Source organism: Xenorhabdus sp. PB30.3 (assembly GCF_963895965.1).
GTDB classification, from domain to species: Bacteria; Pseudomonadota; Gammaproteobacteria; order Enterobacterales; family Enterobacteriaceae; genus Xenorhabdus; species Xenorhabdus stockiae.
In genome coordinates this window covers 15577-40286 of the sequence record NZ_CAWQMW010000101.1, presented here as the reverse complement: position 1 = coordinate 40286, position 24710 = coordinate 15577, and the positions used below count along the sequence as shown (strand labels likewise).

Here is a 24710-nt window from a genome sequence, read left to right as displayed (position 1 = left end):
TAAAACTATCACTTTATGTGATTATTTTAATCATGAACGTTGTCTCTTTCGAATACAAGCACCTCTACGATGCTTTATGCTTTTCATCCTTTTTTTGCGACGCATTTCAAAAAATTATATTTTTTCTAATTAAAAAATTAATTGAGAAAAATTTATGAATAATTCTCTTTTTCAGGGATAATTTAACCCGTAATCACAAATATCAAATACTATACGAGGTTGATTATGTCTGTTCCCGCATTTGGATTAGGTACTTTTCGTCTGAAAGATGATGTTGTTATTGCATCAGTAAAAAATGCTATTGAATTAGGGTATCGAGCGATTGATACCGCACAAATTTATGAGAATGAAGCAGCAGTGGGTCAGGCCATTAAAGAAAGTGGCGTAGCCCGTGAGGATATCTATATCACGACTAAAATCTGGACTGATAATATGGGCGCAGAGAAAGTGATACCGAGCCTCAAAGAAAGTCTCGCTAAATTAGGCACGGATTATGTTGATCTGACATTAATTCATTGGCCGTCGCCAAATAATGCGGTTAGTCTTGAAGAAACAATGAGTGCGTTACTGGAAGCGAAAAAAATGGGCCTGACACGCGAAATTGGCGTTTCAAACTTTACCGTTACTCTGATGCAACAGGCTATTGATGCGGTAGGTGCCGAAAATATCGCAACTAACCAGATTGAAGTTTCCCCCTATTTGCAAAACCGTTATGTAACAGACTGGGCGAAAGAGCACGGAATCCACGTCACTTCTTATATGACCCTTGCGTATGGCAAAGTGCTTCAGGATGAGGTTATCAGACGTATCGCAGCAAAACATCAGGCGAGCCCCGTTCAGGTTAGTCTGGCATGGGCAATGGAATTAGGTTATAGCGTAATCCCATCTTCAACTAAACGTGAAAATTTACAAAATAACCTGAAAGCGACGGCGCTAAAACTTGATGCAGAAGATATGGCTGCTATAGCCACCCTTGAACGTAATGAGCGTATCGCTGATCCGGAAGGTTTAGCCCCTCAATGGGATAACTAATTATCCCCGTCTCTGTCTATATATTACAGCCCAATAACGGGCTGTTTATACTAATGAGCTTCATTTTTCAGGGAGATAATGCAATAAATCCTTTTTCCAGCCCATGAATTTCTAATCCTTCTGGCATAGCCTCACCGACCGTTATCTGGCGGGAAGTTGCCTGATTTTTTAAATCCGGGCGCCAGCTTACGCTCAAATTCCCATCATTGTCGCGTGACAGCGCTTTTTCGGGTATCACTACTCCCTGCTCATTGTGATAAATAACGATACTGACTTTAGCGCTCATACCGGGCCTGATGAGATAATTCGTGTTTATGGGTGATGTCACTTTGATCACTACATCATAATAAACTGCTGTTCCGGGCTGATCGTTACCTGAGCTTTGCATAGCGATAGTTTCAAGTTTTCCATCCATAGAATAGCCAGAAAACCCTTCGCCGCTGATTTTGACTGGTAGCCCTTCCTTTAGTTTGACGAGATCCGCTTCTTCAACTTGCGCTAATACCTGAAACTGAGTTGTATCCATAATTTCCAGCAAAGGCATACCTTCTGTGACCCGCACACCTGTCTGAATTGCGAATGATTTGCCCTTTTCTCCCTGCTGTGCTTTGAGGATGACACCAGAAAATGGTGCTTTTATTTCCTTATTTACGTATTGTTCCTGTAACGCCTGATAACGGCTTGTGGCATTTTTAAGCTCCATTTCTGCCACTTGTACATGACTGACACTGCCTTTTTGTCGGGTAGATATAAGATCATCCTTCGCTGAAGCAAGTTCCGTCAGTTGCCGACGAAGTTGTTGTTCAAGGTTTTCAACTTCCATTCTCGGGACAATTCCCCGTGAAAAAAGCGCCTGTGTTTTTGCCAGATTATTTTTAAGCTCCATTACCATGTGGTTCGCGTTTTCGACGTTCCTTCTGGCCCGAATGACTTCCTGACTGTTTTCCCAGTCCCGTAATTCTTCAACCGCAGAGGAGGCTTTAATCATTTCCACCTGAGCCTGTCGAATTTCTATTTCAATTTTTCGGGTATCAAGCGTGACTAAGGTCTGGTTTGGGGAAACCTGCTGCCCTTCTTTAACCAGAACTTGTTGGATAATCCCCTCAAATGGCGCAGGGATAGTTTCAAGGCGTCCGGATTGAAGTTTACCTACCAAGTCCAGTCGTTTTTCTATCGGAGAGGGATTTATAGCAATCCACTGTACAGCGTCTTGAGCGGGAGATTTTTCTGAGGATAACCCCCCTGAAGAAAATAAAGCCCAAAAACAGACGATAGCCGCCAGCACACCCGTGATGACCCACCGATAACGCCTAATCATGGAGTAGTTAAAAACTGAGTGTTTATTCATTAATTGTTATCTCCCAGCTTTCCAGTGTTGTACCCAGAATTTGATCCAGTTCAGCCTGAGCATTGAGGTACTGGATAAGCGTATTCAGGCGGGCATTTTCCGCATTTCTCAGGTCAGTTTCAAAACTCAGTACCTGAAAGTTGCTGGATCTTCCCGCCTGTAATTTTTCCTTTTCGATTTCAAGTTTTTGTTGCGAAAGTGAACTGGCCTTTATGGCCAGCTGATATTCTTGCCAGCGTGATTCAGTATCACGGATGGCATTCGTTACTCTCTGCTCCAGATTGATTCTGGCTTCTTCCAGATATAATGCCTGCTTCTGAACATCGACTCTGGCCTGAACTTCCGCTTGTTGTTTTGTCATATCCCCGATTGGGATATCCAGTTGGATACCGATATAATTTTCCCAGTTTCGGGTGTCAGCAGAAGAGGAACGATACTGGGAGGTTCCGCCAACCAGTGATAAATCCCAGAGTTGGCTATCTCTGGCCTGCAATAACTGAATATCGGCGGTTTTTGCAGAAAGTAGTTGAGTAAGATAAGCCGGCTGTTGAGCTTGTGCTTTTTTAATTGATTGTTCAACATCCAGTCTGACATAAGTCCCTTTCAGAGTATCTGTTGCATGGATAGGCGTTTTGAGGTTCAGAGCAAGTAGCTTCAGGAGTGTCAGTTTTGCTGCATGAACATTATTTTCAGCCTCTTTTGCTGAGAGTTCCTGCATCGCCAGATCTGCCTGTGTCTGTATGATATCTGTCTGAGCCATTCGGCCTGCATCAATCAATTCCTTATTCGTCTCTACCAGTTTCTGCATACGTTTAAGAGAAGCGGCAGATAAAGCCTGTTGCTCCTGCGTACGGAGTAACGCGTGATAGGCCAGAATAATTTGTGTAATGGACTCGGAAATTGTTGATTTTAAATTCAGACGGTTGGTTTGTTCCCGGAGTTTTGCCAGTAAAACCGGTGCATTATTCACATCTGTTCCGGCTCCTCGTAAAAGAGGCTGTATCATAGTAATACTTGCGCCATCATTGTGAAGGCTGCTTATTCCTGACTTATTGTGCTCACGCGCCCATGACAGCGTGAAACGTGTCCCCAAAGGGGTTAGTAATGTGGCGTTAGGAGACAGGCTGGTTTTGCTGAAATTCTCTGCCTGATTTTTACCCGTAATATAACGCCCGCTCAGTTGCAATTTTGGGGTGAACCGGTCTTCTGCTACCCGTAAATCAAACTTCTGAGTGATACGATCCAGATAAACACTACGAATGGCATAGTTATTCCGTAAGCCCAGCGATATAGCATCACTCAGCGACAGGCCGATGACTTCTCCGGTATTTTCACGATCCAGACTGTAATCAGATTCAGAAACTCCTGCCTGGGAAAAACAGAGAAATAGAGTCAGAACACCATAAATGAAATACTTTTTAATCATCGCGTAATGCCTGTACAGGTTCCATTTGTGAGGCTTTATGAGCAGGATAAAAGCCGGAGATAAGCCCCGCTATAACGGCACTTCCTATTCCTAAAGGGACGGATAGCGGAGCCAGAGAAAATGACCAACCGGAGTAAAGGACAAAAAGGAAGGCAACGATAATCCCCACTAAAGTACCAAGTATTGCGCCGGTAAAAGTCAATACAGCTGCTTCATACAAAAACAGGCGTCGGATATCCTGTGCTCTTGCCCCTAAAGCCATACGCAACCCTATTTCTTTTCGCCTGGCAGAAACATTCATCAACATCACATTAGAAATCGCAATTCCGCCAGTCAGAAGTGAGATACCTGCCAGCCCGATCAACATAAAAGTAAAGGTTTTACCCTGCTCCGTCTGCCCTTGTAACAACTGCTGAGCAACGCGAACGTCAATTTCAACCTCGGGAAACTTATTCTTAAAAAACGCAGACAAACTTTGTGCATCTGCTTCTATTGTGGCGATTGTGGCTGAACGGGAAATCAGGCCATTCAGCTGAGCATGTTGTGATATTTTACGCATGGCTTCGAGAGGAACCACGACAACGGAATCCAGAGAAAAAGGAAAAATAGGGTTTTGCCCTTTTGTTTCAAAAATACCAATCACGGTATACAGATAATTACCAAGCTGAATCTGCTTGCCAAGTATTTGGGATGTATCTTCTCCCACGAGAGAAACGGCGACATCATTGCCCATCACCAGATAAGGAGAGTGACGATCATAATCGGAGATAAATCGCCCATGCCGCAATTGTAATAACATAACTTCCTCAAGTGCGGCCGTGGAGCCTATCAGGGTAAAGTGTTCTGTTTTACCGTTATAACGCACAGGAGAAGAATAATAGATCCAGGGTGCTGCGGAAGATAAACTCGGAATAGCCGTTTTCAGCGCGTCTATTTTAATGTCTTCACTATCAATGCCATGATTGTAAGAATAGAAATTAGTTGTGATCACATTAATATCCAGCCCGCTGAACATCTTCAGCGCTGCAATGGTCGCATTATGCCCCGTATTCAGAAAGGCCACGACAGATGCACAACCAATCGCAATCCCGGATAAAGCAAGCAAAGAACTTTTACCCGTAGCCATTAAATTACGCCAGGCTTCCCGCCACATCATAAATACTGACATGCCATAATTATTAGACTGGCTTTTATCATGCATGCATTGTCATTCCTCTGATCTCATGCAACTGACCATCGCTCATACGTAATTCGCGCTGCATACGGTTCGCTACCATCGCATCATGGGTTATTACAACCAGAGTCATCGCATTGTCTGTGTGAAGAGTGGAAAGTAACGATAAAATTTCTTCTGCTGTTTGCGGATCCAAATTACCGGTAGGTTCATCAGCCAGCAGCAATGAAGGCTCTCCGACTAATGCTCTGGCAAGTGCGACACGCTGTCGTTGACCGCCAGATAAGTCTGCCGGGTAATGACTTTCTCTGTGTGAAAGCCCAACCAAACCCAATTTTTCTCTGGCAATTTTATGAGCCTGCGAAGCTGAAATCCCCCGATAAAGCAGCGGTAACGCGACATTTTCTGTCGCTGTCATTCCTGCTAATAAATGAAAACTCTGAAATACAAAGCCGATTTCTTTATTGCGCATTCTGGCCCGCACATCAGCTTCTGCTGATGACATATCAACGCCACAAAGAAAATATTCTCCAGAAGTGGGTTTATCCAGCAAACCCAGAATATTGAGCAAAGTGCTTTTACCAGAACCCGATGAACCTACAATAGCGCAACTCTGACCTGCATAAATCTGTGCGGTAATATTTTTCAGAATAGAAACCTGCCCCTCTTCTTCATGTTGATAAACACGAGTTAGTTTTTGCATATTAATAACAGGTGATATCGGTTCTGGAGAATGAATAAAATTTATTACAGCACCCATTGTTTTTATAATATTCCTCACATCTTAATATCTAAATTAATATTACTCAGAAAGCTAGCTCTGAATATGTTAAGGAAGTAAAGGTTAAATAACAACATAAAATACGCTGAGTAAATATCACTCAAGCCTTCTTATTGAGGCCACAACTAATTTAATTACTTACCGTTAATAATAGCGTTATTATCACATGCCATAAATTATGATATTTGAAGTTGAATTTCTAATCCAGAAAGAAAGGCATAGGTAATGTATAAATTTTAAAGTTGCTACACCATCTGATGGTGACTTAGAATTAGCTGGCATTATTTGATATACCTTACGAATAATATATTTAAATTTAAAATTCTTATGGGAGAATATTTATGTTGAAGAGATTTTTAAAAATTGGAGCGTTAGCTGCAACATTAGTTTTTGGGGTTGGTTCTGCATTAGCAGGCATACCTGACGGTCCGGAGTGTAGAACATCATCCGGGGAAAAAATCTATATAAGGAATTATGATAATAGAGCTATAGCCTATTTTTATTTAGTGAAAAACCAACTCCAATTTGATAATCAAACAAATTATTGGGGTAAATTATGGTATTACAAAGGATATACAGTATTAACATGCAATGGAGAAACTAAATATGCGGGATTATATGAAAGAAGAGCTAATTAAATTGCATTTTTTGTCCAGTTAATTAATTGGAATTTCTTGAGATGGGTTAAGCTTTAAAAAAACACACACTGTATCTAAATTTTGCAATGGTAAAATCATCTGCTCATCATTTACATTTAGCACTCATTATCAAATGTAATTTGATGAATTATAAACTTAGATCATAAACTGAAAAACCATTAAAGGAATGTTTTGATGTTCAAGAAATTATTAATAGTTGGAGCATTAACAGCAGCATCTTTCGGTGGAATTGCAACTGCAGCAGCTGAAAACCTGTGTCCAAGTGAATCTGTATATATTTCTACAAAGCCGAACTACGCCCGAGTAGTTGTTAAACCGAACCGAAATTTCCCTCAAGGATTTATACAGCAAAATACGCTGTATGGAGATATACAATGGTTTTATCAGGGGCCTCAGTTTAGCTGTGTAGATAAAGCAGGAAATACAGCTTGGGCTGCTGTGTATATTGGTAATAGTGTAAGAAATTAAAACCCTATCCAAAAACCCCCTTTCTCGAAGGGGGTTGTAAAAAATTTTTTTTATTTCCATTTCTGATTCATTTAAATGAACCTTCATAAAAATTCCAAACTTCGAATATAAAATAAAAACATACACCGTTTATAAATTTTGAAATGGTAAAATCCTCTGTTAGTCATTTACATTTACCGAGTATTATAAAATGTGATTTGATAAGTAATAAACTGAAAAAAATTAAAGGAAGGTTTTATGTTGAAGAAATTCTTCGTGGGTGGAGCATTGGCTGCAGTTATCTCATTAACTGGCGGAATTGCAACTGCATCAGCAAACAGCACAGATATCCCTTGGAATAATTGCCACTCATCTCCTATAGAGTATAAAAATGGCGTATATACTAAATACCTAGTAAAAGATGGAATTGTTTTCCTTGATGTGCGCAATGAAGATGGATTCAAATGGCATTTGAAAGGATTTAAAAAATTATACGTTTGTGGAATGAACGTTTATGTTGGTAAATATGAAGGTGTAAAATCATAGGTAAGCCCTATCGTTACAGCACTTCAGAATGCTAATAAACCTCGTTAATATAACGGGGTTTTTTGATTTTGTTATGGATAATTATATTTGGTTATTTTATTTCCCAATCTTATTTGCTATTTTTTAATCACTCCAATTTCAAATTTAATATAAAAACATACACTGTTTCCAATTTTTGAAATAGTAAACTCCTCTTATGATGATTTATATTTATCGCATCTTATCAAAGAATATTTGGTAAGTGATAAATTTAAATAAAAAGTTATTATAATGTTGAATTAGAGGTTTTATTATGTTTAAAAAATTATTAGTAGGCGGAGCATTGGTAGCTGGTCTTGCATTAACTGGCGGAATTGCAACTGCATCAGCAGCAAATAAAGATTTTACCTATAACGACTGTTATAGCTCAGGCAGAACTTATACTGGTACAAATGGAACAGTATATGTTGTGTATGAAGTGCGTAAGAATCACATTTTTGAAAGCGTATTCACAGATGGAAAAATTCAGTATCATTTGCAAGGCATAAAGCCGGTAGCATCACATTGTGGTAAAGGCTATGTAGGTTACTATGAAGGCAAAGAAATATAATATTTCCCTAAAAGCCTCTAATAAGAGGCTTTTAGGTTTTCTTAATTTACCTATTTTATGTGACGCATATAATCGCATCTTATTCCAACTGATTTAAACGCACCTGAATTTCATCAATATACATTATTTTTAATGTTTTTGGTTTTATATCAATCAGATGTCGAGAAAAACCATTTATATAGTCAAGCAGATAACCCAATTCTTCCTGATGATAATAACCAGAAATTAGTGCTCCATCATCGGTTAATTTCAGGGAGATATGTGAAAATGATTTGCTATGATAATGGTCAATACCGGATCTTTTTATCGTTATTTCAAAATAATGTTGTTGTTGCTTCTGCCTTAATTTTTCAAAATTAGATAGATTGAAATCTGTTAAACGAATATTTTCGGGAGCAACGAATTCCCCTGCTGCAGGGTGAAATGACTGGATTGAATGGCAGCGTAACACACGTAAATCTTGTGCTTCATAATCAAATACAGCTAAAAACCACTTTCCTGACTCAAACCACATCGCAATGGGGTAAAGAAAAACCTTTTTATCGCAGTATATTACTTCCAGATTTTCCTGTTGAAAAATATGATTGAGTAACATATCAAGATGTTTAATTGGATTGAGCTGTCTGACAGTTCGCACCCCCAGACATTTGCGTAACTTTTCATCTTTTACTTTTTCATCCTGAGGCAATACTTGCTTTAATTTTTCAGAAATACTACGAAATTGCAGATTAAACGGGGTGGATTGCAGAACATGCATACCTGAAATCGCAAATAACATTGCATGAATTTCATCCGCGCTAAATCTGATTGGTGCTAATCGGTATGTTGGAGCAACAACGTATCCACCATTTCTCCCCCGCTCAGAATATAAAGGAACGCCCAATTCTTCTAAAGCTGAAATGTAACGTAAAGCACTACTACGGGATAACTGAAACTCTTGCATCAGTTCTTTTAAGGTCACTTTCTGCCTTCCCTGCAAGAAGAGCTGCATTTGTTGCAATAACAATGTTTTCTTCATTGAAAATCCTTAAAAGGTATCAGGAAGGGCAACTTATATAACGCAGAAGCAGAATTAGTCCAGATAAAAAATAAAAATTAGGGGGATAATTTAGGTACCGAGGATCTCTGCTCCCTCGGATGAAGATAGTTATATATCGCTATATCAATTATTTTTTTCAAAAAACTCAAGGATCTTAATGAATTTATCGCATACATACTCAAACCCAAAAAATGCCATAACCATTAACACTACATTATAATAGTGACCTCATTAATTTATTAAAAATTACCATAATCCGATCGTGTGATCATAGGTTCGATATTTTTGTTTCCGAGGTGCTGTAAATAGGGAGACTAGGTCTCCCATCTGAATAATTAAGTATCTATTTGAAATTTAATTGTTATTTTTTCTGTGGTGAATTACTGAATTTTTCTGCTTCTTCTAACGTTAGAATGTGACTGACTCCAAAAAGAATGGCGCCTATTCCTCCTATAACATATCCTACCAACCGACTATTCAGTATATGGCGAATGATTTTCATTTCTTTCTCCGAATGGGATAAATAAAATTTTCGATCAGTTATATGCCATTATGCTTTAGCGGGCTTTTTAACCTTTTTGGCATCCTCCTCACTGGGGTTACATTCTTGATGTGTTCCGGGAAGATAAAATTTTCCATCTGCCGATGGGTTTGTTCCACCATCACATCCCGGCAATCCTGCTGTACCGTCTCTGTCTCCCCCATTCAGTCCATTGCCGCCATTGGCATTGCCGTGAGTTGTATTTGCATATACTGATGGTACAGAAATAGTTAGTATTAAATAAATAAGAGTGATAATTAATTTTTTCATAACAAACCTTTATGTGTGTATAAACCAATCTTAGTTGAGATCTAAATATTCGCACTTAAATCCTGATAACCGCTAGCATTTCTCCAACTTCCTCATCCATACCAACTTCGACGAAACCAACGCTGGCATAAAGATTCTTTGCAATGAGATTCTTAGGATTATAAGAAATTGCTATTTCCTCTAACTGATCTGTACGCCCGATTTCATCAATTGCTAACGCTAGTGCTTTGCGTCCAATATTTTTCTTTTGATGGTTTTGATCTATCATAAACCGCCAAATTGTTATCCTTTTGTCGGCATCGGGTACCCACATAAAAAAACCAACGGGTTCCCCATTCAGACAAATAGCACGTGTTTGATATGAAGGATAAAATTTTGATTGAGCGATGGAATATACATTTTCCGCGACATAAGAAAGTTGTTCGTCAGTTACTGATAAATCGCAAACTGCTTCATAATTATTCTTAGTTACGTCAGTTAAGGTAATCAGCATATGCTGCTCCAATATGGGTTCATAATTCAGAGAAGTTAAAAGTAGGGTGATATTAATTTAATGCTGTTTTTTTAAGTATTCAGCTTAAACGCGAATTCTCAGTAACTGGGGTAATGGCAATAGCAAATTGATTTAATTTTGATAAAAAGTCAATAACCATTAAGATAAAATCAATTAGTATTAGCCCCATTTTGTAAGTAGGCCACTGAATAGTGGCCTGATATTTTTTCTTTACATCAATGCATCATTACACAATGCCTGTAATTTTTTAATAAATAAAGCGACATGATAGCCGTCACAGGCTGCGTGATGTACTTGCACCGATAATGGTAACAATACTTTCCCACCCTCTTGCTGATATTTCCCCATTGTAAAAATAGGGGCAAGATAATCAGTGATATCTAGAATATTCAGGTTGAAACCATCAAAACCTATCCACGGGATTGAGGAAATATTAATGTGATTTTTCGGTTTCTCTGTTTGTGGATAAAGACGTGTATTATCACCATATCGTTCAATATCAGCACAATAATTCATCATAAACTGTGGCAAATCAGGTGAAAATGTCGTACACAATATAGAAAATGTTTCAGTTTTTTTATGAAAAAAAGTATAAATTGGATCAACACTGTCCCAAATAATTAACTCCTCATCTTTCATCGCCAACCTGAATTCAGGATATTGATTGACGACTTTGGTGAGCAGATAAATCATAGTGGGGTAAAATTTATAATGTGTTTTTGCTAAGGATAAACACAGAGCCGTAATGTCAATTTTCGTCGTCAGACTAAAGCTACACTTAACACTATGGCGATAATACGCAAAGTGCTCTCCACGATTCCACGTGTTAAGATCTATTTTTGTGTAATTCATTTTTTTCCCTTCTAATCAAGTATGTTAATAATAAAATTAATTAGAAGGGAATTATCTCTGTCTGGATTGATGACACCTAATGAATCCTTTGTATGTTTTGAATGGCAGTCACATTATCATTTAAGCGAAAAAATACCAATCGTTAATCGCCGGAGGTCATAGTAATACTATCTTTATTACTACCCCTCCGGGATGAAAAAAACTTAATCAGAGCTGTCTCCCTGGCTGGAGCGCAGTATTAAAAGTAAATTTATTTTTTAATTTCAAAAAGATAGTAATTTCCATTCTCTGTGGAATAATTTAAATTATAGATATTTTTAATAGATAACCCAGCTTGTTTTACCATAAATTCAAAGTCGGACTGATACCGTCTTCTCCCTAACAAAAGGGTATCTATGTATAAATCAAATGAGGTTGATTCATGTGGTTCTTTAATTATATCGATAAGATATAAAACTGAATCATCTCGCATTGCTGTATGGCAATTCTTTAAAATATCGATAGCCTGATCATCTGGCCAATCATCCAATACATTTTTTATGCTATAAGCATCATAGCCGGATGGAATCTCAGAAAAGAAATTGCCATTAATAAAAGTAATTTCTTCTAATTCTTTTCTGGTGAAATTATATTGATCCATGACATGACACTGAATATGTGGATGGTGAGTTTTTATGTTTTTTACGAAATTACCCACTCCCCCTCCGATATCAATCAATGTTTTAATACTATCTAGAGGAATGTAATCAATAATATGATTATTGGTTTTATTCGTCATTTCTCCCATTAAGTTATCAAAAGTTAATTTAATATCTTTATTCTTTTCATGATTAAGATAGTCAAAAAATGACTCGTGATGGGTAAGTTCGAAAGCGGATTTTTTATTCGGTTTTTTTAAAGACGAACTGTATTGTGACCAAGTATTCCAGAATACGGGATCTAATTCGAACTTGATATATAGTGTTTCAAAGCTATTCTGATCATTGAGTGATGCCCATTGTTCAGTAAGATAAAACTTATTCTCTTTTTTTGTTAAGATATTAAGTTTTTTCATATAATTCAATAGGCTGTGAAACCTATCCTGATAGACATTGCATAGCCTAGCAAGTTGTTCCACTGTTTTACCCTTCTCAGTACTTAAATATAATGGTGCTTTACTGTCAACAAAGGAAAATAATGCATTTGATTTACGATAGGCAGTAATTATATCCAATGGCATTATCATTCTCCTTATTTATCTCCATTTATTAGTGTGTCATACTCTAAAACCTCAGGTTAACTTGAGATCAAGTCTTTTTTATCTTATTTTTGAATATCATAAAAATACGCAACTTAACGTGTGTTTTTATTGAAATTATACCGTGCTCTAAAAAATAGAGACTTATTTGTTGATGGTTTAAATTATAAAATAGAGTGAATAATGAAATTCTTATTTGAACAGGTTAATGTTTTTTCTGATAAAAAATTACAGGGTAATCCACTGGCTGTAGTTGTTGGTGCAGATAGCCTGACTGAGCAGCAAATGGCTCAGTTTGCTAAATGGACCAATCTGAGTGAAACCACTTTCTTACTTAAACCACTTCATCCTGGTGCAGATTACAGGGTCAGAATTTTTACTCCTGCGGGCGAACTGCCTTTTGCTGGGCACCCAACACTAGGTTCTTGTTATGTATGGCAGAAAGCCAATAATCAGAAAGATAAAGCAACGATTATTCAGGAATGTGAAGCAGGTTTAATTACTATCAAACAGCTCAACGGACGGTTGGCATTTATGGCCCCTCCGCTGGCAAGAACAGGCAATGTAGCTGATGACATAATTGCTACTATTCTGAAAGGGCTTGGTATTACTGCTGATGATGTTGAATTGTGTCAGTGGATAGATAATGGTCCCGGCTGGCTTGGTATTTTACTGAAGTCTGTCGATAAACTTTTGGAAATACAACCTGATTATGCACCACTGAAAAACTATGAGATTGGTTTGTGTGCAATTTATCCTGAGGGAAATCAGGTAAGTCTGGAAGTTAGAGGCTTATGTGGTTCAATTTCTGAAGAGGATCCGGTGACTGGCAGTCTGAATGCAGCTTTTGCTCAGTGGTTGATACCACATGGGAAATTGCCAGCAAATTATACCGCCAGACAAGGACGATGTATTGAACGAGATGGCTGGATTTATATTACTTCAGATGATGATGGCATCTGGGTTTCGGGTGATGTAGTTGACTGTATCAGTGGTATGGTTGAATTAGATTAAGTAAACAAACAACCGTGTTGATAAATAAAGTACTAACAATTTTTTCAGTAGAAATGTTTAAAAGTGTCAAAAAGTGAAACCTATATATCTTAGGATTATTTCCATCTAATTGCAGTTTAAAAGGAAAACATGATGACACGAGTTTCTTTAGTACAAAGTTTCCCAAATATTTATCAACAACTGAAAATAGTGAATGCTGAAATCGATAAATCAGCTGTGTCTGTCGGTATCAGAGAAGGGTTTTGCCATCTGCTAAAATTACGTATATCCCAGATTAATGGGTGTGCATATTGTGTCAGGTTGCATACCCGGGATGCCTTACAACAGAACGAATCTATCGATAAAGTTGCCGTGCTGCCAGCCTGGAAGGAAACAGAATATTTTACAGAAAAGGAACGGGCTGCCCTGTTATTAGTGGAGGCGATAACAGAAATACAAAATGATCATATTCCCGATGATGTTTATCAAAAAGCAGCATCGATATGGAGCGATAAACAGGTTGCGGCAATTGAGTGGTTGGCTATTATGATGAATGCCTTGAATAGGTTAGGAATAGCCGGAAGATATCATGTTGCTCCGTAGTTTTTCCATGGTACTTTTTCTATGGTACTACCCGCCTGATTCAGGCGGGTATGCAGACAGTAAACTACCCTTTTCTTTTGTTAATCGATAATGTCAGTGATTGTGTTTTTTGGTCTGTTATCAGCAGTAATAACAGACCAACGAGCGCAACAAAACCACCCGAATAACTGACCATTTCATAACCTAGCCCCAGTGATAAAACAGTTGCGCCCAATGCAGCACCGATGGCATTACCCAGATTAAATGCACCAATATTGACAGAAGAAGCTAATGACTGGGCTTCAGATGCAACCTGCATTACTTTTAGCTGTAATGGCGGGACAACACCAAAGCTGGCCGCTCCCCAAAGCACTAATATAATACCGCCAGTAATCGTGTCTTTCGCGATTTGTGGAAATAACATCATAATCAGGAACAGTGATGCAAATAATCCATAAAGCGTTTTGGATACGGAACGATTAGCCAGAATACCACCGATATAATTCCCGACGGTAAAACCCACACCAACCAGCACCAGCATTATACTGACCTGTGTTTCTGCGACATGAGAGAGAGTCATTAACATTGGCACAATATAAGTATAGAAAGTGAACATAGCGCTGGCCCCAAGCACCGTACAAAATAGCGTCGTCAATACGGAAGGCTTCAATAAAACCTGTAGTTCACGGCGTAAATTGAGCGGCTGTCCCTGCATTCCTCGTGGGAGCGCCAATAACAGAGAAATCATGGTAATGAATCCCAATACACTGATCAGGAAAAAAGCCTCTCGCCAGCCCAATACCTGCGATAAACGCGTAATCGCCGGAACACCGCCGAGATTAGCGATAGTCAATCCCATAAACATGCTGGCAATTGCGCTGGCCTCCTTCCCCTTCTCGACTACTCGGGTCGCTACCAAGGCGCCTATGCCAAAAAATGCGCCATGATTTAGGCTGGTGACAAAACGGGCAATAAGTAATAGGGAGAAATCAGGTGATAACGCCGACAAAATATTTCCTACGGTAAAAATGCTCATTAAAAAAATCAGAGCGGCTTTCGGGGAACGTTTAATCAGTAACAAGGTCATTACCGGCGCACCCAACATCACACCAATTGCATAGACCATCACCAGAATACCGGCGGTGGGGATAGAAATTGCCAGATCTGAAGCTATCTCCGGCAACATACCCATTGGTGAAAACTCGGTAGCCCCGATAGCAAATGCCCCAACAGAAAGTGATAACAGAGCGGTGCTCGTTCGCATAATTTCCTCATATCTTTAATCTCAGCGTTATTGCTGACACGACATCACTGTAAGTGAGGGTGATTATGTCAGTTTGATATTTGCAGAAACACTGATTAATATGAGAAAAACTTTTGACTGAAAGGCGAAAATGAAAATTACTCTGGAAGAGATGCGGGTGTTTATTGCTGTAGTGGACAGCGGCTCAATAACCGCAGCGGCTGAATGGCTGGGGTCCACTATTTCTGCCACCAGCCGAGCGTTGTTGCGGCTTGAAGAAAAAGTGGACAGTACTTTGTTATACCGTACTACCCGGCGTATAAAATTAAGCGAGGAAGGCGCTGCATTTCTACAAAAAGCACGGGAAGTGGTGAAACTTGCGCAAGAAGCGGAAGAAGTCTTGCTGAGTCACAAAGATATTCCTTCCGGAACGTTACGAGTAGATGCCGCAACTCCTTTTCTACTACATGTCATTACACCACTGGTTGCTCCATTTCACGAAATATACCCACAGATAGCGCTGGAACTGACGAATTACGAAGGTGTGACGGATCTACTGGAAAAACAGACTGATATTGCCTTTCGCATTGGAACGCTGAGTGATTCTTCTCTGCACGCGACATTGTTAGGTCACAGTAAGCTGCGAGTTCTGGCAAGCCCTCTTTATTTGGAACGTTTTGGCGAACCGAAAACTGTTGACGAATTACAACAGCACTGTCTGCTCGGGTTTACTGCACCAGAAAATCTCAACGAATGGCCACTCTTTCATGGTGATAAAAAGGGGATCAAAATTACCCCGACTATTTCTGCAAGTAGTGGTGAAGTACTATGTAATCTGGCCCGAAAAGGAGTTGGTATCGTATGTATGTCTGATTTTATGACACATGAGATGAGAGAGTCCGGTGAATTTAAACAAGTTCTTTCTCATGTCACTTTTGAGCAAAGACAGCCGATTAATGCAGTTTATTATCGTAACCAGACGCTTTCACCCCGGTTACGCTGTTTTATTGATTTTATTAAAAATAATAGCTTGTGCCTTAATCGGCTATGATATTCGTTAACCCCTAGGGACATAGATAATCGTATGTTTACACTGGGGTGAACGAGCGCAGCCAGCAAAGAGACAACTTGAAAGTATAGAATACTTATTCTTGAGCTTTTTTCAGTACTTGGTTAATACTGATAGGAAAAAAATTATTAACATCAACACCAACGTTAATAGCTCTGGGTCCGAGTATGCTTAATCGTTTGTATTGGTCAGGATCTTTACCTGCATTATGAACGTGACCATAAAGATGAATCGCATTACGAAAATAGCCCTGCCATTCGAGAATTGGGTAGTGAAACATCACAATTTTTTGTTTTTGATAATCCATTTCGTAGTAGTCTTTTACCCATTCAAACATCGAAATATCAAAGTCTGGATCGTTCAAAAATTTATCGTGATTACCGCGGATCAGATATTTTTTACCATTAAGTCGACGGAGTATTTTATTAGCATCTGCTCCGGTGCCACGATAAAGAAAATCACCTAAAATATAAATTTCATCCCGGTCAGTAACACACGCGTTCCAGTTGTGTATCAGGGAGTTATTCATATGGTTTGCAGTTTCAAATGGTCGACCGCATAGGTTTATGATGCTGGAGTGGCAAAAATGGGTATCGGAAGTAAAATAAATCATAAAAATCTTCTTTTAACTATAGTAAGAGCTATAGTCTAACAAAAGATATTAATTTACCCATTTATTTTATAAGTTAACGATTTAAAACCGCCAGTGATTTTTGTAATTTTCTCCAATCATCTTCAAAATATTTACGTAATAAAAATAATTTTATATTTGTTTTTATTTTACTCACTATCCCCGCCATAGCCCGTTCTTTATGAAAAGACTGAATGTCTTCCCAAAGCTGTTTGCGTTCAAAAAAGGTCCATATATAAGGCACGGGAGTAAAGCCATTGGTGTAACATACAGGCGCGACCCATTCGAAAAAGACAGTTTCTACATGTTCAACAGAAAAATATTTTACGACAGAAGCAATTTCTTCATAATCAACTTCGTTTTCTACGAAGATAGTTGATAGCGCTTCGCACAAATCTATATCCGTGAGTTGATTATTCAACGGGTATCTCCTGATTTTTATCTCTTTTTCCTCAGTTTATAAGTGAGTGACATCTCAATACATATGCTTAACTCATTTACTGGTAAATCGGCGTAAGGGTCTAAAATTATTGCCCGGTTTTTTGAATAAATTAACTCAGGAAAGAGTGTTCTGAATGTATCAATTAATGTTGTCTGGCAGTGAAAAAAGATAGCCACATGGGTATCTCCGAAACGGTCCAGCCGGATTGTAGTTCCAGCCTTTGTCTCAAGAGTAAGGTAACTGGGCTGACCCCATTTCAAAGTTTCAGTAATCACGCCAATCCCTTCTGTTTTTGACGCGACATCAAATATTAACTCTCTTATCTTCAGTAATGGCAGCTGATATTCTTGAGGATAATGTTCAAATACCGAACGAACTTCGTGACTCTGAAATGCTGCCATAAGATTGCTACCTTATCTGTTAATTCGTATATTGGGCCTGCCTCATACAACCCTATCTTAATTAGAATGGTCGGAACATTATGAAAAAAATATTTATTTGTATCGTACTTGTTTTAACCTCAATATCTATGCAGTCCGTGGCTGAAGAGAGAAGCTATAGTTTACAAGGAAATGACGGTAAAGAGATTACTTACTATTTGATACAGAAAAATAGTATAAACTCTGAAGATCTTCTTGTCCTGATTCAAGGTTCTGATTGTGGTAGTGTTATCAATAATAAGAAAATGATAGAAAATTTTGGTGCGGCTTTTCCTGCCAACGATATTCTTCTTTTAGAAAAAACAGGGCTTGATAGCAGTTTTGGAAAAGACGGTGCTGAAGTTAGTGATTCAGAATGTCCACCAGCCTATATTCAGAACGACTCCCCCTTAAAACGAGTTAAAGATTATCTTGCTGTATTAAACAAATTAAAAAGCAAGTATCGTCATATTATTCTGCTGGGTGGAAGTGAGGGTGCTATTGTTACCAATCTAATAGTTTCAGAGAAAAATACAGATTTTATTACTGCGGCGATTGCCATGAATGGCGGTGGACGTTTTTTTATTGATGATGTTATTCGTAGCATCAGGCATCAAACTTCGGCAGAAATGTTTGATAAAGAAGTTGATAGTTTTAAAACATTTGCAAAAGAAGTAAAAAAACAGAACATGCCAGTAGGCATGAATGTTAGTGGTCATGGGGCAAATTGGTGGTATGAGTCATTGTCAATTGATAATCAGAATTTGATCCAGTCCAGTAAAGTACCGTTATTGGTTATCCAGACTATGGGTGATAATAATGTGGATGCAGCTGGGGCGAGAAAAATGATGGCTGATATTAATAATCCAAAGGTTTCTTTCAAGGCCTATGATGGTTTGGACCATTATTTCATTGATAAAGATGGAAACTATCATGCTGCCATGATTATTAACGATATTCAAAACTGGTATCAGTTGCAAAATAACCGCTCTTCTTCGTAGTTATGAATGCCATAGGCAGCGCGAAAAGCGCTGCTTGTCTCAATTTTATACATATGTTAAGACCAGTTTTTCAAGAATGTCTTTTGATTGCCGCCAGAGTAAAGAGCCTCCTTCATTATCGAAAACAGTGTGTTCTGCATGTGGGAACCGTTTTGATAAAATTTCACCAAAGTCTGGTGAGTGAACGGTGCTGGCATCCTGCTTCCCATACCATAAATGTACCGGGCAGGTGATATCTTCAGGATCAAAAGGCCATTGCCCAAATGTAAGCAGTAGATCCTGAGCATACCCTTCTGCCCCTTGGGAGAAACCTTCATTTAAACACTGACGATAAGCCTGTAGAAAATCGGGCTGGGAGTACAAAGACAAATCCACTTCTGAACTGTGAGCCATAATAAAATTCATTAGCCAGTCGGCAGTGATATTCTGAGAAACCCACTGTTTTAACATTTCCGGTTCGGCATTTCTTTGCTTCACCATATTAACAACATCCTGATTTAACAGTTGCTGCGTAGCGGGATAATTGAACTGATCCTGCCCAGCTACAATTGCCAGCCCTGTCGCTTTACAGATTTTTGCCAGTGTCAGTGCGAATACCGCTCCCTGAGAAAAACCCAAAACCATGCATTTTTGTAACCCGCAGAGCTTCAGTATCTCAGCAACATCCTGGGCAAAATTCACTAAAGTCTTATGGGAATGTAGAGATGAATTCCCAAGCCCAGGGCGATCCGGCACGATTAATCTGATATTCAATCTTTCCAGCTCTTGTTCCCCGAAACCCAGTGAGCCACTCATTCCAGCACCGGTGCAGAAAATAAGCGGTTTACCTGTGATTGGCCCCCACTCGTACCAGTGAAGCGTACGAGCATCAGGAAGAGATAAGTTACCGGTTCTTGTCGCGGGATTTACATTATATGTTGTCATTTTTCCCTCAAAATAAATTACCAATTGCTATTTCGGAGTAACTTAACTCTTCCCTTCCATCATCCTTTAATGAATTGAGTTACAGATATCCGATATAGTGACGTAGTCGCTGTAATATATAACTGGTCACCTTTAATGCCACCCAAAGTGCAGTTTGATACACGTTCTGGCACTTCAATCTTATCTATTTTCGTACCAAATTTATCGAAAATGATAACGCCGTTTTCACAACTACAATAAATATTACCTGATTTATCAATACAAAAACCATCCGGAAAACCTGGAGAGATAGTCGCGAAATGTTTACCTATCCCCAATACTTTATCCCGTACCGGATAGATACGTAGTTCATGTCTGCCATGTCTGGGAAAATCGACGATAGACATATCGGCAATGTACAGATATTTTTCATCAGGAGAAAATGCTAAACCGTTTGGTCGTTGAGTATCACTGGTTGCGATAGAAATACTGTTATCAGCAGGATCATAACAATATACGTAGCACCCGATAATCTGGCTTTCTGATTTATATCCTTCATTATCGTTAATAATTCCGTAGGGCGGATCAGTAAACCAAATTGTCCCGTCAGAACGTACAATAACATCATTGGGTGAATTGAATCTTTTACCGTCAATTTTTTCAACCAATAGGTTAACACTTCCGTCTTTTTCTGTGCGGGAAATACCTCTTCTGCCATGTTCGCAGCTGATGATCCTCCCTTCTCTATCCAGTGTATTACCGTTGGCAAAATGTGAATATTTTCGCCATAAATGAACACCATCATTTTCTGACCAGCGAAACATTTTATTCCCTTTTACGTCACTGAAAATAACTGCATCTTCTGTTGGTAGCCAAACTGGGCCTTCCGCCCAAATAGCCGGAGAACAGAGTAATTCTAAGTATGGTTTCATTATTATTATTCCTTTATATTCGCAGTTTTTAAATAAAAACACAGAAATTAAATATTAATGATTCAGTTTCGACTAAGTAAGTTATGGCGTTTTAATATTTTTATAACTCTGTCTTTAGGGATGGAATAAGATGTATTTCCATTTCTACCAACCATGGTTTCAGCTGCAAACATGGCATTAATAATGGCTTCTTCTGTGGCACTAACCGTTGCCTCATATAAAGGATCAAGTTTGTCATTGGGTAATATTTTAATTGTTTTTATATCTTCTCTGGAAAATGCATCGTTATTCGCGGTGGAGAATGCAATAAATATTTCCCCGCTGGTATTTCTGGCCACTCCACCTACTCTGGCAAGCCCGAGAGAGACTCTTTTGGCGATTTTTTCTAACTGATGAGGTGCTAATGGGGCATCTGTAGCAACGACAGCGATGATAGAACCCGCATCCTTTATTTTTTTCTTATCTCCATGATATATCGGCATGAGATCCTTTATCTCTTGACCAACCTGAATCCCGGCAATAATGAGATCATCTCTGAATCCGAAATTTCCCTGAACCAGTACCCCGACAGTATATCCGCCGTCTTTTTTATCTAAAACTCTCGATGAAGTCCCTGTGCCTCCCTTGAAATCAAACAGGTTCATGCCTGTTCCACCACCGACATTACCTTCTTTTATCATTCCTGATTTAGCGCTATCCAATGCGTGATAGACATGTTCTTTTTTTACATGCATACCATTTATATCATTTAATATCCCATCCCATGTTTCTGTAACTACGGGGAGTAACCAAAATAAATCATCCTTAAGCGGTGATACCAGATGGTTATCAACCAGCCAGCTGATGGCTGAATCTCTGACAACACCGACACTGTGCGTATTAGTGATTAATATTGGTGTTTCCAGAAAGCCGCTTTCCTGAATCCATTGGCTGCCTGTCATTTCCCCATTCCCGTTTAAAGAGAATATGCCGGAGAATACTGGGCTGAATTTTTTCCCTCTGGGTAATATTGCGGTTACGCCGGTTCTTATCGGCCCTTTCCCCACTTCCAGTTTTCCATTACCTTTGATCATGGTTGAATACCCAACAGTTACACCATTAACATCGGTAATTGCATTATATTTTCCGGTTGTGCCAGAAAAAGGAATGCCAAAATTTCTGGCTCTGGTTTCACTATTGGCGAAGGAATTTGAAATGATTATTATTGAGATAAATAACGTTACCATTTTTATGGTTTTTATCATAAATACTCCTTGTTGTGATTAATTAGTTATCACTATTTCATTATTAACTTATGGAAGCATTTAATTAAATCATGATTTATATCAACGCACAGTGCTATAAATAATCATGCGGCTGATACTATTTGATAATGTCATTATATTACTATTTAATTTTAAAGGTGTAATAAATTGATTTCAAATTACACGATAATTTGAAATCAATAAGAAAATAGAGGTAAATTTTTATTATTTTGGTGAACCTATCAGTAATTGATCATCAGATATAACAAGAGCCTTATTTGAAAGGTAATCATCACCCAGTACTCCATCAAAATTTATTTTTTCATCAGGGACCTGAAAAATAAATGCAGATAATTCAATGCCATCAGGTGTCATAATCGTTCGTTTTGGGCATAATAATGAAAAATCAACACAGCCCTCCTTTGAACGGGTAAAAAGTACAGTATGGCTGGCACCCGTATCAATAACCATATGATTTAACTTTTTATTACCGGACGATACACTCACCTCTATTCCGTAATTTTTACGAGTGAATGGAATGTTTTTCCAGTGATAACCGTCAGGAAGGTTTTGAGCATTATCGGTAATTGTGAGCATCTTTGAAGGATAGTCGATAATCAGCGTATTGTTTTTGACAACACCCAGCCCCAATAAGCCATTAATACGAAGTTGCCCATTATCATCTAACATACCGTTTCCCCACGGCTTTAATACTTCAACATCAATGCCTGAAAGTTTTTTACCATTCACAGTAATATCAACTGCTTTTGCTACTACATTATCCAATGTTTCATTACCAAAAATATCAACAGAACGAGATGTTTCAATGTTATGGTCTCGCGATGTAAAAATAGAATCAAAGACAGATTGGGGCAGATAAAGAGCACTGGATGCACCTGTATCAATTTCAATTTTATCAATTTCTTTACCATTGATATTAAGTGATACGGAAGGTGTTTGGCGATCAAGGTAAACAATTGGGGCTGTGATATCTGCTTTTGCAGTTTTAGCAGAGATTGTCGTGAAAAATAAGGCTGCTATACACATACCCAGAGTTTTATTTATATTCTTAAAATCCGATCTTTTCTGCGATATCATTTTTTCTTTTCTCCTATCCCATTAGTCAGATAAAAACATAAATTTTACTTATGATTATTTTGCGGGATTAATATAGGCCATTAGAAAAAATTACACAATCATATTGAATTAACAGAAAAAAATATCGATTAGCTGGTATTCTTGTTCTGTATTGCTAGGCTTCACATTAGAGCACTATCTACATTAATATTTAACCTACCTTATCCATTAACCAACAAAAAAACATCAGAGAATACAAATGCATGACTACGGAATCTGGACGATTGTTACACCTGTCGTGACCATCATATTAGCCATTCTAACCCGACAAGTGATGTTGTCATTGATGCTGGGGATTCTGGTTGGGTTCACGGTAATACACGATCACAACATTATATTGGGAATAAAAAGTACGCTCGAGGGGGTAATTAATACTTTTACGTCATCGGGAAATACCAAAACGGTTATTTTTATGATAATGATTGGCGGTATTATGCGGCTGGTTACTGTCACGGGTGGTGTACAGGCTTTGGTTCAGCTATTAACTGACCGAACTAAAATTATTAAAAGTAAGAAAAACGTACAATTTCTGGCGATTATTATTTCTGCTCTTATTTTTATCGAAAGTTCCATCAACCAATTAGTGGCCGGTGCATCGACCAAAAACCTTGCCAGAAAGTATGCTGTTTCCCCTGAAAAAATGTCCTATCTGATTCAGACTGCCGGTGTTTCTGTTTGCTCGCTGGCAATGATTAATGGCTGGGGCGCAGTCATGATGGGAATAGTCGGAGTGCAAATTTCCAATGGGCTAATTTCAGGTGAGCCTTTTGATATTGTTATACATTCTCTGGGATATAATTTGATGGCCTGGCTCTCACTTGCCAGCATATTATTTTATATTTTTACCAATGTTTCCTGGGGCCCCATGAAAAAAGCAGAGCAGAATGCTTTGCATCAACACAAGACGCCAGTACTGAACCGCAAGGAAACAGAATCTGATGAAGTTATTGAGCACCCTAACAGCAACAGTGTTCTGAATTTCTTTATCCCTATTCTGTCAACTGTGCTGATGGTTCCTGTCGCTCTCTATATTACTGGCGAAGGTGATTTCAGCAAAGGCAGTGGCTCAACATCCGTTTATTGGGGAGTGATGTTTGGTACGGTTATTTCTTTCTTTTGGTTCTTAGGCCGCCGAATTTTATCTATTAATACCTTTTTCGAAGAACTTTATATTGGTTATGCCAGTATGCTGAAAATCAGTTCTATTATGATTCTGGCATTTTTAATGGGAACAGTTTCGGCTGATCTGAATACGGGGGCTTATATTGCGCAGATCACACATGGTGTACTCCCTGTCGGATTCTCTGTAGGTTTTATCTTTATCATCAGCGCTATTATGTCACTGGCAACCGGCACATCATGGGGAACGTTTGCGATTATGATCCCGATTGGTGTGCAACTTGGCCTTTCGGTCGGGATGCCGGTGGAATATATGATTGGAGCAGCCATTTCCGGCTCCATTTTCGGTGATATGACTTCACCCATTTCTGGTGATGCGATAGTGGCGTCAATGGCAACAGATTGTGATCATATCGAACATATCCGTACACAAATGCCCTACGCTCTTGTGACAGCCAGTATTGTACTGAGTATCTATCTCTATTTAGGGTTTACTTACTGAGTACTTTTTCGGGCAAAAATCTGGCGGCTTTACTTTAT

At 38.7% G+C, this 24710-nt stretch carries 28 protein-coding genes; 10 read left to right on the top strand and 18 right to left on the bottom strand.

Going from position 1 to position 24710, the window contains the following annotated elements; genetic code table 11:
• Positions 1–225 precede the first annotated feature (225 nt).
• Positions 226–1032: a 2,5-didehydrogluconate reductase DkgB gene (gene dkgB, locus AACX38_RS06560; RefSeq protein ID WP_228863820.1), complete on the top strand. Its 807-nt coding sequence runs from the start codon at positions 226–228 to the stop codon at positions 1030–1032.
• A 67-nt stretch (positions 1033–1099) separates the two neighbouring features.
• On the opposite strand, the gene AACX38_RS06555 is transcribed toward dkgB, so the two are convergent.
• From AACX38_RS06555 to AACX38_RS06540, 4 genes are read right to left on the bottom strand one after another with little or no spacing between them, the layout of a single operon-like run.
• The gene (locus AACX38_RS06555) at positions 1100–2380 is read right to left on the bottom strand and encodes an efflux RND transporter periplasmic adaptor subunit (protein WP_228863819.1); all 1281 of its coding nucleotides are present in this window, start codon (positions 2378–2380) and stop codon (positions 1100–1102) included.
• Positions 2373–3806, bottom strand: a complete 1434-nt coding sequence (locus tag AACX38_RS06550; protein ID WP_228863818.1) for a TolC family protein — start codon at positions 3804–3806, stop codon at positions 2373–2375. The genes AACX38_RS06555 and AACX38_RS06550 overlap by 8 nt, the downstream gene beginning before the upstream one ends.
• Positions 3799–5007: an ABC transporter permease gene (locus tag AACX38_RS06545; RefSeq protein ID WP_228863817.1), complete on the bottom strand. Its 1209-nt coding sequence runs from the start codon at positions 5005–5007 to the stop codon at positions 3799–3801. Before AACX38_RS06545 ends, AACX38_RS06550 begins: the two co-directional genes overlap by 8 nt.
• Complete coding sequence (locus tag AACX38_RS06540; RefSeq protein ID WP_228863816.1) at positions 5000–5683, bottom strand: ABC transporter ATP-binding protein; 684 nt, start codon at positions 5681–5683, stop codon at positions 5000–5002. Before AACX38_RS06540 ends, AACX38_RS06545 begins: the two co-directional genes overlap by 8 nt.
• Before the next feature lie 419 nt (positions 5684–6102).
• On the opposite strand from AACX38_RS06540, the gene AACX38_RS06535 reads away from it, so the two are divergent.
• From AACX38_RS06535 to AACX38_RS06520, 4 genes are all read left to right on the top strand, one after another.
• The gene (locus AACX38_RS06535) at positions 6103–6399 is read left to right on the top strand and encodes a hypothetical protein (RefSeq protein WP_228863815.1); all 297 of its coding nucleotides are present in this window, start codon (positions 6103–6105) and stop codon (positions 6397–6399) included.
• Between the two features lie 195 nt (positions 6400–6594).
• Positions 6595–6888 carry a hypothetical protein gene (locus tag AACX38_RS06530; RefSeq protein WP_228863814.1) on the top strand — a complete coding sequence of 98 codons (294 nt, stop codon included), beginning with the start codon at positions 6595–6597 and terminating at the stop codon, positions 6886–6888.
• Positions 6889–7125: 237 nt separating this feature from the next.
• Complete coding sequence (locus AACX38_RS06525) at positions 7126–7413, top strand: hypothetical protein (protein WP_099124995.1); 288 nt, start codon at positions 7126–7128, stop codon at positions 7411–7413.
• A gap of 292 nt (positions 7414–7705) precedes the next feature.
• Positions 7706–8002 (top strand): hypothetical protein, encoded by a 297-nt coding sequence (locus AACX38_RS06520; protein ID WP_099122067.1) that lies wholly within the window; start codon positions 7706–7708, stop codon positions 8000–8002.
• Positions 8003–8081: 79 nt separating this feature from the next.
• Here AACX38_RS06520 and AACX38_RS06515 read toward each other — a convergent pair whose 3' ends face one another.
• The 6 genes from AACX38_RS06515 to AACX38_RS06490 all read right to left on the bottom strand — a co-directional run bounded on the left by AACX38_RS06515 (position 8082) and on the right by AACX38_RS06490 (position 12437).
• On the bottom strand, positions 8082–9020 hold the full coding sequence (locus AACX38_RS06515) for a helix-turn-helix transcriptional regulator (protein WP_228863813.1): 939 nt from the start codon (positions 9018–9020) through the stop codon (positions 8082–8084).
• Between the two features lie 382 nt (positions 9021–9402).
• Positions 9403–9543 carry a hypothetical protein gene (locus AACX38_RS06510; RefSeq protein ID WP_228863812.1) on the bottom strand — a complete coding sequence of 47 codons (141 nt, stop codon included), beginning with the start codon at positions 9541–9543 and terminating at the stop codon, positions 9403–9405.
• Positions 9544–9591: 48 nt separating this feature from the next.
• Positions 9592–9852: a hypothetical protein gene (locus tag AACX38_RS06505; protein ID WP_228858750.1), complete on the bottom strand. Its 261-nt coding sequence runs from the start codon at positions 9850–9852 to the stop codon at positions 9592–9594.
• Between the two features lie 55 nt (positions 9853–9907).
• Positions 9908–10345 (bottom strand): GNAT family N-acetyltransferase, encoded by a 438-nt coding sequence (locus AACX38_RS06500; protein ID WP_228863811.1) that lies wholly within the window; start codon positions 10343–10345, stop codon positions 9908–9910.
• A 231-nt stretch (positions 10346–10576) separates the two neighbouring features.
• Positions 10577–11218, bottom strand: coding sequence for a type A chloramphenicol O-acetyltransferase (gene catA / locus AACX38_RS06495; protein WP_228863810.1), 642 nt, complete (start codon positions 11216–11218; stop codon positions 10577–10579).
• Between the two features lie 250 nt (positions 11219–11468).
• Complete coding sequence (locus AACX38_RS06490; protein ID WP_228863809.1) at positions 11469–12437, bottom strand: methyltransferase; 969 nt, start codon at positions 12435–12437, stop codon at positions 11469–11471.
• A gap of 201 nt (positions 12438–12638) precedes the next feature.
• Between AACX38_RS06490 and AACX38_RS06485 the strand changes: the two genes are divergently transcribed.
• Both AACX38_RS06485 and AACX38_RS06480 read left to right on the top strand, forming a co-directional pair.
• Entirely contained in the window at positions 12639–13469 is an 831-nt protein-coding gene (locus AACX38_RS06485) for a PhzF family phenazine biosynthesis protein (RefSeq protein WP_228863808.1), read from the top strand.
• Positions 13470–13601: 132 nt separating this feature from the next.
• Positions 13602–14051 carry a carboxymuconolactone decarboxylase family protein gene (locus tag AACX38_RS06480; RefSeq protein ID WP_228863807.1) on the top strand — a complete coding sequence of 150 codons (450 nt, stop codon included), beginning with the start codon at positions 13602–13604 and terminating at the stop codon, positions 14049–14051.
• Positions 14052–14115: 64 nt separating this feature from the next.
• Here AACX38_RS06480 and AACX38_RS06475 read toward each other — a convergent pair whose 3' ends face one another.
• Positions 14116–15294, bottom strand: a complete 1179-nt coding sequence (locus tag AACX38_RS06475) for an MFS transporter (RefSeq protein WP_228863806.1) — start codon at positions 15292–15294, stop codon at positions 14116–14118.
• A 130-nt stretch (positions 15295–15424) separates the two neighbouring features.
• Between AACX38_RS06475 and AACX38_RS06470 the strand changes: the two genes are divergently transcribed.
• On the top strand, positions 15425–16324 hold the full coding sequence (locus tag AACX38_RS06470) for a LysR substrate-binding domain-containing protein (RefSeq protein ID WP_228863805.1): 900 nt from the start codon (positions 15425–15427) through the stop codon (positions 16322–16324).
• A 94-nt stretch (positions 16325–16418) separates the two neighbouring features.
• On the opposite strand, the gene AACX38_RS06465 is transcribed toward AACX38_RS06470, so the two are convergent.
• The 3 genes from AACX38_RS06465 to AACX38_RS06455 form a co-directional block, all read right to left on the bottom strand.
• A complete protein-coding gene (locus tag AACX38_RS06465; protein ID WP_228863804.1) occupies positions 16419–16955 on the bottom strand; it encodes a metallophosphoesterase in 537 nt (178 codons plus the stop codon).
• A 73-nt stretch (positions 16956–17028) separates the two neighbouring features.
• A complete protein-coding gene (locus AACX38_RS06460; protein ID WP_228863803.1) occupies positions 17029–17394 on the bottom strand; it encodes a DUF7079 family protein in 366 nt (121 codons plus the stop codon).
• Between the two features lie 17 nt (positions 17395–17411).
• Complete coding sequence (locus AACX38_RS06455) at positions 17412–17816, bottom strand: DUF1801 domain-containing protein (protein WP_228863802.1); 405 nt, start codon at positions 17814–17816, stop codon at positions 17412–17414.
• Between the two features lie 80 nt (positions 17817–17896).
• Here AACX38_RS06455 and AACX38_RS06450 point away from each other — a divergent pair, with 80 nt between their 5' ends.
• Positions 17897–18835 (top strand): alpha/beta hydrolase family protein, encoded by a 939-nt coding sequence (locus AACX38_RS06450; protein WP_228863801.1) that lies wholly within the window; start codon positions 17897–17899, stop codon positions 18833–18835.
• A gap of 45 nt (positions 18836–18880) precedes the next feature.
• Here the strand turns inward: AACX38_RS06450 and AACX38_RS06445 are convergent, their stop codons facing one another.
• The 4 genes from AACX38_RS06445 to AACX38_RS06430 form a co-directional block, all read right to left on the bottom strand.
• Complete coding sequence (locus tag AACX38_RS06445; protein WP_228863800.1) at positions 18881–19759, bottom strand: alpha/beta fold hydrolase; 879 nt, start codon at positions 19757–19759, stop codon at positions 18881–18883.
• A 59-nt stretch (positions 19760–19818) separates the two neighbouring features.
• Positions 19819–20670 carry an SMP-30/gluconolactonase/LRE family protein gene (locus AACX38_RS06440; protein WP_099122053.1) on the bottom strand — a complete coding sequence of 284 codons (852 nt, stop codon included), beginning with the start codon at positions 20668–20670 and terminating at the stop codon, positions 19819–19821.
• A gap of 62 nt (positions 20671–20732) precedes the next feature.
• Positions 20733–21914 carry a DmpA family aminopeptidase gene (locus AACX38_RS06435; protein ID WP_228863799.1) on the bottom strand — a complete coding sequence of 394 codons (1182 nt, stop codon included), beginning with the start codon at positions 21912–21914 and terminating at the stop codon, positions 20733–20735.
• A 225-nt stretch (positions 21915–22139) separates the two neighbouring features.
• Complete coding sequence (locus AACX38_RS06430; protein ID WP_228863798.1) at positions 22140–23012, bottom strand: hypothetical protein; 873 nt, start codon at positions 23010–23012, stop codon at positions 22140–22142.
• Between the two features lie 238 nt (positions 23013–23250).
• Between AACX38_RS06430 and AACX38_RS06425 the strand changes: the two genes are divergently transcribed.
• Positions 23251–24672: a Na+/H+ antiporter NhaC family protein gene (locus AACX38_RS06425; protein ID WP_228863797.1), complete on the top strand. Its 1422-nt coding sequence runs from the start codon at positions 23251–23253 to the stop codon at positions 24670–24672.
• Positions 24673–24710 lie beyond the last annotated feature (38 nt).